The organism is Halorubrum xinjiangense (assembly GCF_900102375.1).
Classification (GTDB): Archaea; Halobacteriota; Halobacteria; order Halobacteriales; family Haloferacaceae; genus Halorubrum; species Halorubrum xinjiangense.
The window spans coordinates 324,531-335,373 of record NZ_FNBO01000002.1; the positions used below are offsets into that span (position 1 = coordinate 324,531).

Annotated in this window: 10 protein-coding genes; 6 read left to right on the forward strand and 4 right to left on the reverse strand. The window is 71.5% G+C overall.

Annotated elements, in window-relative coordinates:
- Positions 1-240 precede the first annotated feature (240 nt).
- Positions 241-651, forward strand: coding sequence for a hypothetical protein (locus F3H13_RS04520; protein ID WP_149797855.1), 411 nt, complete (start codon positions 241-243; stop codon positions 649-651).
- Positions 652-753: 102 nt separating this feature from the next.
- Positions 754-1,230 (forward strand): hypothetical protein, encoded by a 477-nt coding sequence (locus F3H13_RS04525; RefSeq protein WP_149797856.1) that lies wholly within the window; start codon positions 754-756, stop codon positions 1,228-1,230.
- A gap of 399 nt (positions 1,231-1,629) precedes the next feature.
- Here F3H13_RS04525 and pdxS read toward each other — a convergent pair whose 3' ends face one another.
- The gene (gene pdxS, locus F3H13_RS04535) at positions 1,630-2,538 is read right to left on the reverse strand and encodes a pyridoxal 5'-phosphate synthase lyase subunit PdxS (RefSeq protein WP_149797858.1); all 909 of its coding nucleotides are present in this window, start codon (positions 2,536-2,538) and stop codon (positions 1,630-1,632) included.
- 162 nt (positions 2,539-2,700) lie between these two features.
- Here pdxS and mobA point away from each other — a divergent pair, with 162 nt between their 5' ends.
- Complete coding sequence (gene mobA / locus F3H13_RS04540) at positions 2,701-3,387, forward strand: molybdenum cofactor guanylyltransferase (protein WP_149797859.1); 687 nt, start codon at positions 2,701-2,703, stop codon at positions 3,385-3,387.
- A gap of 28 nt (positions 3,388-3,415) precedes the next feature.
- Here the strand turns inward: mobA and F3H13_RS04545 are convergent, their stop codons facing one another.
- Positions 3,416-3,976 (reverse strand): DnaJ domain-containing protein, encoded by a 561-nt coding sequence (locus tag F3H13_RS04545; protein ID WP_149797860.1) that lies wholly within the window; start codon positions 3,974-3,976, stop codon positions 3,416-3,418.
- 136 nt (positions 3,977-4,112) lie between these two features.
- Here F3H13_RS04545 and mutS point away from each other — a divergent pair, with 136 nt between their 5' ends.
- The 3 genes from mutS to F3H13_RS04560 all read left to right on the forward strand — a co-directional run bounded on the left by mutS (position 4,113) and on the right by F3H13_RS04560 (position 9,435).
- Positions 4,113-7,046, forward strand: a complete 2,934-nt coding sequence (mutS, locus tag F3H13_RS04550; protein ID WP_149797861.1) for a DNA mismatch repair protein MutS — start codon at positions 4,113-4,115, stop codon at positions 7,044-7,046.
- Positions 7,036-8,811 (forward strand): DNA mismatch repair endonuclease MutL, encoded by a 1,776-nt coding sequence (gene mutL, locus F3H13_RS04555; protein ID WP_149797862.1) that lies wholly within the window; start codon positions 7,036-7,038, stop codon positions 8,809-8,811. Before mutS ends, mutL begins: the two co-directional genes overlap by 11 nt.
- 105 nt (positions 8,812-8,916) lie before the next feature.
- Positions 8,917-9,435 carry a hypothetical protein gene (locus tag F3H13_RS04560; protein WP_149797863.1) on the forward strand — a complete coding sequence of 173 codons (519 nt, stop codon included), beginning with the start codon at positions 8,917-8,919 and terminating at the stop codon, positions 9,433-9,435.
- Between the two features lie 80 nt (positions 9,436-9,515).
- On the opposite strand, the gene F3H13_RS04565 is transcribed toward F3H13_RS04560, so the two are convergent.
- Positions 9,516-10,484: a mechanosensitive ion channel family protein gene (locus F3H13_RS04565; RefSeq protein ID WP_223174370.1), complete on the reverse strand. Its 969-nt coding sequence runs from the start codon at positions 10,482-10,484 to the stop codon at positions 9,516-9,518.
- A 44-nt stretch (positions 10,485-10,528) separates the two neighbouring features.
- A partial coding sequence (locus F3H13_RS04570) for a zinc ribbon domain-containing protein (protein WP_149797864.1) occupies positions 10,529-10,843 on the reverse strand: 315 nt, incomplete at its 5' end.

The window sequence follows — 10,843 nt, forward strand, 5'->3', positions numbered from 1 at the left end:
CCGGCGGCGGAGCCGCCGGCGACACCGCAGGGAGCGAACGAAGTGAGCGACCGAGGAGCGTGGTTCGAGAGAGCGAAGCTCTCTCGTCATCCCGAAAATCAAAGATTTTCGGGCGACAGCGAGCGTGCGACCTCCTCGCGGCTGGGGCTTTGGAGGTGTTCGCTGCCGAGTCACGGTCAACACTTTATAAACAGTACAAACGCCCGAACGCCTATTTATCGCTGTTCCGTGAGGCGGGCTATGTCCCCCAAGCGGCGGGCCGTCATCCTCCTCGGCGCGGGCGCGGTCGGATTCGGCGCCCTCGGGTACCGCGAACTGACGGACTGCGAGGAGTTCGCCTGCTTCGCGTTCGAGTATCAGGGCGCGGACGACGCGCCGAGTCGGTTGACCATCGAACACACCGGCGGGACGGAACGGCTCCGCGCGGGAGACGTGTTCGTCACCGACGTCAGCGTGGACTACGAGGCGGGCGAGTCCGACACCGTCGCGTGGGCCGAGTTGGACGACGACCTCGGACCGGACGACGCGATCGACGGGGAAAGGGTACAATTTCCGATCCGGTTCCCGGACATCGTGACGGTCCGCTGGCGTCGGGAGGGCGACGACGAGGAGGTCGTCGGGGCGTGGGTGTATGACGACGACGAGCGATGAACGTCTCTCCCGTCGATTTGCTCCGGAGATCGTTCCTGTGGAGGCCAACCGGCTTCTGAATCCCCCAAACGGCTTTTGCGCGCGACGACGCACCTGCCGGGCATGGCCCTCCAAGCGGTGCGCGCCTCGCCGCACGTCGTCGGCGCCTCCCCGGCGAGGCGGCTGCTCGCGCTGGCGGTGGTCGCGCTCCTCCTGATCGCCTCGGCCGGGTTCGCGCTCGGGCTGAACGTCGGGCTCTCCCTTGGCTGGATCGCGCTGGCTCTCGGGATCGCAATCGCGGCTGGATTCGCGAGCGCGGGCCTCGTCCCGACCGTCGGGTCGCTGTGGATCGTTGGTCTCTGGTGGTTCGCGTTCCCGCCGCTCGTCGGCTACGTCACTGATGGCTGGGCGGAGTCGACGCGGTACAATCACCCGCGAATGCTGGGCTACGGCTACGAATTAGCGCGCGCCGAGCTGCTCGGCGGGATCGAGTACGGCGTCAGATACGGACTTCTGTTCGCGGTCGTGATCGGAGTTGTCGGGTACGTAGTCGGGATGATCAGTAGTCGGATCTCGACGCGTAAGAAAGAGTCTCGATAAGCGCGGTCGCTCGCTTATAAATCACTGACTGTAGATCGACGGGGAACACTTCCAAAGCCCCAGGCGACCACTTATAAATCGTTGACTCTAGATCGACGGGGAACGCCTCCAAAGCCCCAGGCGTGAGGACTCGCGCGCCTTGTTGCGCGCCTCGCTCAGTTGCTCGCTTCGCTCGCTCTCTCGCTGCGGTGCTTACTGCGGCGTGCTTCGTCCTCACGCCTGCCCCTTTGAGTCCCCCCCCCGCACCGCACAGCACCGCAGCCTCACGCCTCCCCAGCCTCGTCGCTCGCTTCGCTCGCGACTCCCTCGCGCGTGCGACTCGCAGCCTGACGGCTGCTCGTCGGCACGCGCCACCGCAGTTCACTTATAAAAAATCGCCGCGCTGCCGAAAATTCCTATTTAAACGCCGCGGCTCTGGAGCTTCTCTTCTTCTTCCATGTCCTCGTTGGACTGGCCCTTCATCCCCTTCCCGGTGCCGCTCGCGATCCGGGCGAGCTCCTCGGGGTCGTCCCAGTTGTTGACGGCCTCGACGATGGCGGTGCCCATCGCCTCGGGGTCCTCCGCGCCGAAGATACCGGAGCCGACGAAGATGCCGTCGCAGCCGTGGTACATCATCAACGCGGCGTCGGCGGGCGTCGCGATGCCGCCCGCGGCGAAGTTGACGACCGGAAGCCGGCCGGCCTCGGCGGTCTCGTGGACGAGGTCGCGCGGGGCGCCGTGCTCGCGGGCCCACTTCTCGCGCTCCTCGTGGTTGAGCCCGGTGAGCGTCCGGATCTGGTTTTTGATCGTGCGCTGGTGTTTGACGGCCTGGTTGACGTCGCCCGTGCCGGCTTCGCCCTTCGTCCGGATCATCGCCGCGCCCTCGCGGATCCGGCGGAGCGCCTCGGGGAGGTTCCGCGCGCCGCAGACGAACGGGGAGGTGAAGTCGCGCTTGTCCGTGTGGTACTCGTCGTCGGCGGGCGTCAGCACCTCGGACTCGTCGATCATGTCGACGCCGAGCGCCTCTAAGATCTCGGACTCCTTGCGGTGGCCGATGCGCGACTTCCCCATCACCGGGATCGAGACCTCGTCGATGACCTCGGGGACGCGCTCGGGGTCGGGCATCCGCGCGACGCCGCCGCGCTTGCGGATGTCGGCCGGGACGTGTTCGAGGACCATCACGGCGACCGCGCCGGCGTCCTCCGCGATGCGGGCCTGCTCGCGGTTGACGACGTCCATGATCACGCCGCCTTTCTGCATCTGCGCGAAGCCGCGCTTGACCAGTTCAGTCCCCCGCTTCAGCTCCTCCAGATCCGTGGCCTCTGGCATGAATATCGGTACGGGCGCCGGCCACTTAACGGGTCGCTTTCGGGCGGATGGGCGGGCGAGAGCGGCGTTCCCGCCCGAACGAATTCGGGTCGCTCCGTCCCGCTGGGCTCCCGCGCGCAGCCACCCCAACCGCGAAGTCCCCCGCCGTCCAACTCCCCGGACGTGACTACCGGAGCCATCCTCGCCGGCGGGCGCTCGACGCGCTTCGGCGACGCGGACAAGACCGTCGCGCCGATCGCCGGCGTGCCGATGATCCGCCGAGTCGCGAACCGCCTCGCGGGGACCGACGACCCGGTCCCGCCCGGGGCCGACCGCGCCAGCGGCGGCGACCCGGTCGCCGACGAACTCGTCGTCAACTGCCGCCCGGAGCAGCGCGAGGCGATCGAGCGGGCGCTCTCGGGGGTCCCGCTGCCGGTCCGCTGGGCGCTCGACGAGGAGCCGGACCGCGGACCGCTCGCGGGAATTCGGAACGCCTGCCGGACCGCGACCGACGCGTACGCCGTCGTCGTCGCCTGTGACATGCCGTTCGTCGACCCCGCCTTCCTCGCGGCGCTCCGGGAGACGGCCGTGGAGCCGGGCGTCGAGGCGGCCGTCCCGCGACTCGACGACCGATGGTACCAGACGACGCAGGCCGTCTACGCGACGGCTCCGGCCGTGGCCGCCTGCGACCGCGCGCTCGACCGCGGCGACCGCAAGATCCTCGCGATGGTGGACCAACTGGCGGCGGTCGTCGTCGACGACGCGGCGATCCGGTCGCTGACGACCGACCGCACGTTCACGAACGTCAACACGCGGTCCGAACTCGACGAGGCGGAGCGGGCGGTCGCCGCGGCGCTCGACGCGGCGTGAGGGTCGGCGGCAGACAACGAACCGTCGATCAGTTTTTCAGGACCTCGTACGCCTCGTTGAGCTCCTTGAAATCCTCTTTGTCGCCGTCCTCGCCGTCCGGGTGGAGCCGCTTCGCGCGCTCGCGGTACCGCCGTCGGACCGCCTCGCTGTCCGCCGTGCGGTCGAGCCCGAGCGTCTCGTACGCCTCGCGCTCGGTCATCCTATCGGCCGAGGGCGCGCGGTCGCGGGGGTCGCGGGCCCCGGTGCCGCCGGGACCGCCCCTCGCCCCACCGGCGCTCCCCTGCCGCCACTCGCCCGCGCCGCGACCGCCGTCAGTGCCGGCGGCGCGATAGGCGCGCTCCCGGTTGGCCTCGGCGCGGGCGCGCTGCCTGGCGCGCTCTCGCTCTCTCGGCCCCGCCGCCTCGGCCGACCGCCGCGCCTGGTCGTGGAGGCGCCCGCTGGCGTGGTACCAGAGGAAGTAGGAGACGGCGCCGAACGGCACCGCGAGCGCCAGCGCGATCGGGTGGAGGACGACCCCGCCGATCAGGAGCAGCGCCGTCATGCCGACGAACGCTCCGGCGAGCCCCACGACGATCGTTCGGTTCGTCACGGCCGTATTCGGGGGCGGAGGACCGTAAGGCTCTCGCCGCGGGCGGGGGAGACCGACTACTCGGGCGCGTCGCTCCGCAACCTCTCGGGCGCGCCGCTCCGTACCGTTTATGCCCGCGGCCGCCCGGATACGGGGTATGGAACCGGCGGACCGAGAGACGGCCACGGGGCTGCCGCCCGGGATCGCGGCCGCCCGCGAGGAGCTCACGCCGATGCTCTCGCAGTACGCCGACCTCTGTGCCGCCCACGAGGACGCGCTCGTCTTGTTTCAGGTCGGCGACTTCTACGAGGCGTTCTGCGAGGCGGCCGAGACGGTGGCACGCGTCTGCGAGGTGACGCTGACGGAGCGGTCCGACTCGACCGGCGACTACCCGATGGCCGGGATCCCGATCGACAACGCGGCCCCCTACCTCGAATCGCTGCTCGACGCGGGCTACCGCGTCGCGCTCGGCGACCAGGTCGAGGACGCCGAGCAGGCGTCCGGCCTCGTCGACCGCGCCGTCACCGAGGTGATCACGCCCGGCACGGTCGTCGAGGACGACCTCCTCGACTCGGGGACGACGAACTACGTGGCGGCGGTGGCGGCCGGGAGTGACGCCGAGCAAAGCGGCTCGACGGGTCCGGTCGGCCTCGCCGCCGTCGACGTCTCGACGGGCGAGTGCCTCGTCACGTCGGGCGACGCGGACGCGATCGCGGGCGAGCTGGACCGGATCGTGCCGGCCGAACTCATCGCCGGCCCGGACGCTCCCGCGTTCGAACCGAGCGACGCCGAGCGCGGCTGGACGACCCACGACTACGACGCCGGCGCCTTCGACCGCCGCACCGCGACCGAGCGGCTGGAGCCGTACCTCCCGGCGCCCGACCGTCGGTTCGATGCCGACGCCGAGCTGCGCGCGGCCGGCGCCGTGCTCGCGTACGCCGAGTACACGCAGGGCGACGACGGGCCGCTGTCGTACGTCACCAGAATTCGGCGGTACGACCCCCGCGACCGCCTGCGGCTCGACGCGGCCGCGCAGCGCAGCTTAGAGCTGTTCGAGAACCGCGGGCTGGGCGCGAGCGACACGCTGTTCGACGCGCTCGACGAGACGAACTGCGCGCTCGGCCGGCGCTGCTTAGAGCGCTGGCTCCGGCGCCCGCTCGTCGACGCCGACGCGATCCGGAGCCGCCACGACGCGGTCGGCGAGCTCGCCGACCGGAGCCTCGCCCGCGAGGGGATCGCCGACGCGCTCGCGACCGCCTACGACCTCGAGCGGCTGGTGAGCCGCGTCTCGCGGGGGCGGGCCGACGCCCGGGACCTGCGCTCGCTCGGACGGACGCTCGCGGTCGTCCCGGAACTGAAGGCGACGCTCGCGGGAGCGGAGGGGGAGGAACGACCTGCGGACGAGAGCGATCCCGCGCTCCCCCGGACCGACCACCTCCGCGACCTCCGCGACCGGCTCGACGAGTTGACCGCGGTCCGCGAGCTGATCGACGGCGCGATCGCGACCGACCCGCCACAGGAGATCACCGAGGGCGGCGTCATCCGGGAGGGGTTCGACGACGACCTCGACGAGCTCCGGGCGACCGAGCGCGAGGGGCGCGAGTGGGTCGCCGACCTCGAGGCCAGCGAGCGTGAGCGCACCGGGATCGACTCGCTGTCGGTGGGCCACAACCAGGTCCACGGCTACTACATCGAGGTGACCGACGCGAACGTCGAGAAGGTCCCCGACGACTACCGCCGGCGGCAGACGCTGAAGAACAGCGAGCGCTACGTCACGCCGGAGCTGAAGGAGCGCGAGGAGTCGATCGTCGGCGCCGCCGAGCGCGCGGACGCCTTGGAGTACGAGCTGTTCGTCGACGTCCGCGAGCGCGTCGCGGCCGAGACCGAGCGCATTCAGGGCCTCGCGGACGCGCTCGCCGAGCTCGACGCGCTCACGTCGCTCGCCGCGGTCGCGATCGAGCACGATTACGTCCGCCCCGAGCTGCGCGAGGGGGACGACGCGGGCGCCGACGACGCACTCGCCGACGGTACCGCTCTCGACGCCGCCGGCGACCCCGCCGCGGGCATCGAGATCGAGGGCGGCAGGCACCCGGTCGTCGAGCGGACCGAGGACTCTTTCGTCCCGAACGACGCCGACCTGCCCCGCGGCTCTGTCGCCGTGATCACGGGGCCGAACATGAGCGGGAAGTCGACGTACATGCGCTCGGTCGCGCTCGCGGTCGTGCTCGCGCAGACGGGGTCGTTCGTCCCCGCGCAGGCCGCCGCGCTCCCGGTCTTCGACCGCGTGTTCACCCGCGTCGGCGCCTCCGACGACATCGCGGGCGGGCAGTCGACGTTCATGCGCGAGATGAGCGAGCTGACGGAGATCCTCCACGACGCCGGCCCCGACTCGCTCGTCCTTTTAGACGAGGTGGGTAGGGGAACGGCCACCACCGACGGCCGCGCCATCGCCCGCGCGGCCGCCGAGTTCCTCCACGACGAGCTCGGCGCGACCGCGCTCTTTGCGACCCACTACCACGGCCTCACCGACCTCGCCGACGAGCGCGAGCGCGTCTTCAACCTCCACTTCACCGCCACCCGCGAGGACGGCGACGTGACGTTCCTCCACCGGGTCGTCCCCGGCGCCTCCTCGTCGTCGTACGGCGTGGAGGTCGCGGAGCTCGCCGGCGTCCCCGGTCCGGTCGTCGACCGCGCTCGCGACCTCGTCGCCGCGGAGGAGGCGGAGCGAGGGCGGAGCGGCGGGCGATCCGAGGCCGCCGACGAGGGAGCGACGGTCGAGAAGGGCCCCGACGACGCGGACCGCGACGGCGACGCGTCGCTGCGCGAGTTCCTCGCGGAGGAGGCGTCGGCGGACCGAGACGAGGCCGGTCCGGAGGCGGACGGCCCCCCGCCCGAGACATCCTCGACCGAAACTTCGACCGAGGGCGACCCCGCGCGCCCGCCGACGAACGACTCGGACGAGGGAGTCGGCGCCGACGCGCCGCTCGGCCTCGCCGCGGAGCTCCGCGACCTCGACCTCGCGCGGATGACGCCGATCGAGGCGCTGAACGCCCTCCACGACCTCCAGTCGAAGGTCGACGATGACGGGTGAGCGAGACCGCGGTCGCGGCGCGCCCGGCACCGGGGATACCGCCGAAGGCCGCGGCGACTCCGCAGATGAGGAGGGTCGCGTACGCCGGCTCGATCGGGCGACCGTGGACCGGATCGCGGCCGGCGAAGTCGTCACTCGCCCGGCGAGGGTCGTCGGCGAACTCGTCGACAACGCGCTCGACGCCGACGCCTCCCGCGTCGAGATCGCCGTCGACGGCGACGGCACGGACCGGATCCGCGTCGCGGACGACGGCCACGGGATGAGCCGCGCGGACGCGACCCGCGCCGTCGAGCGCCACGCGACGAGCAAGCTGGCGCCCGACGGCGACCCAGTCGGGGTCGACTCGCTCGGGTTCCGCGGCGAGGCGCTCGCGGCGATCGCCGAGGCCGCACGGCTCGAACTCGTGACGAGCCGCGGCGACGGTGTCGGGACGCGGGTCGTCGCCGACGGGACCGCGAAGCCCACCGGAAAGGTGGACGACGAACGAGAGACCGCGGTCGAGCCGGCGGGCCGCGCCCGAGGAACGACGGTCGTGGTCGAGGACCTCTTCGCGACCCGGCCGGCCCGCCGGGAGTCGCTCGCTGGCGCGAACGCGGAGTTCGCGCGGATCTCTTCGCTCGTCGCCGACTACGCGCTGGCGAACCCGTCGGTCGCGTTCTCGCTCGACCACGACGGGTCGGCGACGCTGTCGACGCCCGGGACCGACCGCACGGATGCGCTCCTCGCGGTGTACGACCGCGACACCGCGAGCCGGTCGACGACCGTCGACGCGAGCGTCGACGTCGGGTCGAGCTCGGTCGGCGTCGCGGCCACCCTCGCGTACCCGTCCGTGACCCGGGCCACCCGCGACCACGTCCGCGTCTCGGTGAACGGCCGCCCGGTCCGGAACGGCCGGCTCGCGGCCGCGGTCCGCGAGGGATACGGCAGGCTCCTCCCGGACGGGCGCGAGCCGGTCGCCGCGGTCGACGTCTCGCTCCCGCCCGACCGCGTCGACCCGAACGTCCACCCGGCCAAGCGCGAGGTGGGACTCCGCGACGCCGACGCGGTGGCCGAGGCGGTCGCGTCCGTCGTCGAGGACGCGCTCACCGGTGCGGACCTCCGGCGCTCCGCGGACGTTGCCACCGACCTCGAATCCGCCCTCGACCCGGTGGGCGAGGACGACGGCTCGCGCGCAGGCGCGTTCGCGGACGCCGACCCGATCGGCGTCTTCCGCGACCTCTACGTCCTCGTCGAGGCCGGCGACGAACTGCTCGCGATCGACGGGCACGCCGCCCACGAGCGCGTGAACTACGAGCGCCTCGCCCGCGCGTTCGACGGCGACCCGGTGCCGACCGCGACGCTCGACCCGCCGGCGACCGTCTCGCTGTCGACCGACGAGGCGGCGGCCGCGAGGGCGCACGCGGAGGACCTCGCCGCGCTCGGCTTCGAGACCGAGGCGTTCGGCGGCGGCACGCGTCGCCTGCGGACCGTCCCCGCGCCGTTCGGCCGGACCGCGGACGCGGACGCCTTCCGCGACGCGCTCGCGGCGCTCTCGGGGACCGGCTCGGGGTCGGCGCGGGACGCCCGCGACGACCTGCTCGCGGACCTCGCGTGTCACCCCTCGCTGAAGCGCGGCGACTTCTCCGACCGCTCCCGCGAGGACCTCCGGCATCTGCTTGACCGCCTCGGCGAGTGCGACCGCCCGTACGCCTGCCCGCACGGCCGGCCTACCGTCCTCGCGGTCGACGAGGGGACGTTCGCGGCCGGGTTCGGGCGGGACCGGTGAATCGGGCCGCCGAGGCCGACGAGCCGGGGACGGGGCGCTCGACGGCGAAACGGATGGGGGGTCCCGACCGGTATCTATTAACACGATGAGGACAGGGGTTCTCGCATGGGAGAGCGCACCGAAGTGACGCGGGGGTCGCTGCCGGCGGAGCGGTCGGCCGGCCGGTTCTCCGGCCCCGACGGTCTCCGCGACGTCGTCGAGCGGATCCTCGCGTGGCTTCGGAAGCGACGCGGCTCCGGGTTAGAGAGCGTCTCGACGGCGACGACGATGCGAAACGTCGTCGACGCCGAGGCGCTCGCTGAGGAAACACCGCCGAAGTGGAGCGTCCGCCACGACGTGGTCACCTACGGCGCGGACTCGCTCACCGACGTCCTGGTCTTCCGGCACGGCCCCACCCGCCAGGACCTCGTGGTGATGCCGGAGCGGAACACCGATCCGGAAGGAGAGATAAGCTTCTACCACGCCGACCGCACGAAGGGTGCGCGGCACCTGTTGTCGATCGGTGCGGACTCGCTCACGGCGGCGCTCCGCTACGTCTTGGAACGTATCAACCGGTTCGAACTGCTCTTTACCGGTCGCGGCTCGGAACTGCCGAGCGGCTACACCGGACCGTCGGACCGATAGCGGGACGGGTTGAGTGGGGCGGCTAGAGTGGGGTAGTCCGAGTGAGACGGCCCGAGTGAGACGGCCCGAGCGGGGACGTTTCAGACCGACTGGTCCGCGGAGCGTCCGTCGCCGTCCGTCCGCTCGACGCGCTCGACGCGCTCGACGGTCTCGTCCGCTTTCGACGTCTCGGGGGGATACGTGACGGTCCGCTGCGGGTACGGGATCGAGATGCCGGCCTCGACGAAGCGGTCCTGGATCTCCTCGACCGCGGCCGCCCTCGAGCGCCAGCGCGCCTGCGGGGTCGGCGGGTCGATCCAGAACCGGAGGTCGAGCAGGATCGCCGAGTCGCCGAACCCGGAGGGGATCGCGTACGGCTCGGGGTTGTTCGCGATCGTACCGATCCCGGTGAGGACGTTCTCGGCGATCGCGGCCGCCTCCTCGGGGTCGTCGTCGTAGCCGATCCCCACCTCCATATGGATCCGGAGGCGCCCCTCGCGACTCCGGTTCGTGATCGACTGGTTGGCGACGAGATCGTTTGGCACCACGACGTACTCCCCGTCGAAGTTGCGCATGTGGGTGTTCATGATCGTGATCTCCGTGACGAACCCCTCCTCGTTGCCGATCTCCACCCAGTCGCCGATCTCGAACGGCCGGGCGAACATCAACACGAAGCCGGCGATGAGCGACCCGAGCGTCTGCCGGGCCGCCATCCCGAGGACGATCCCGAGGAAGCCGGCCCCGACGAGGAGGCCGCCGAGGTTCACGCCCCAGATGCCGAGGACGGTGACGCCGGCGAGCACGAGCAGCCCCACCTGCGCGAGCCGGGTGAGCAGCTGCTCTTGGTGGGCCGTGATGCGGTCGCTGTCGGCCGACAGGTCGGCGACGTACGTCTCTATCACGTCGCTGACGACGTAGGCGCCGCCGAGCAGCACCGCCGAGGCGACCACCTGCGCGCCGACTCTGAGGGCGTTCTCCGCGACGGGGACCACCGCGACGACGAGTCCGAACCGCCCCCACAGCGTCAGCACGGCGACGCCCGCGAGCGCGAACAGCGCGAGCTTTGACATCCTCCCCGCGCTAAAGCGCGAGGATTCCTCCGTTGGGGATTCGGCTACCGACCCACGGAGGCAACTTGCGGGTTCGTGCGCGCTTCTTTGGGACTGTCGTGAGGGTGTGGTTTCCCCGACCAGTCGTGGTCGTCCCACTCGAATCGCACGGGCCGTGCCATCGGCCTGACTTCCGTATCGCTGTTTTCTCGAAGGAACGTCTCCGACGCCGTGAGATCGGCATGCCCCTCGAACCCACACGGACACGTCAGCGTATCTCCGTGGCGAACCGTCTCCTCGTGGTCGCTACACTCAGGACACGTTTGAGAAGTCCACGCTTCCGACTCGGTTTCGAGACTAATGCCGTACTCCTCACAGAC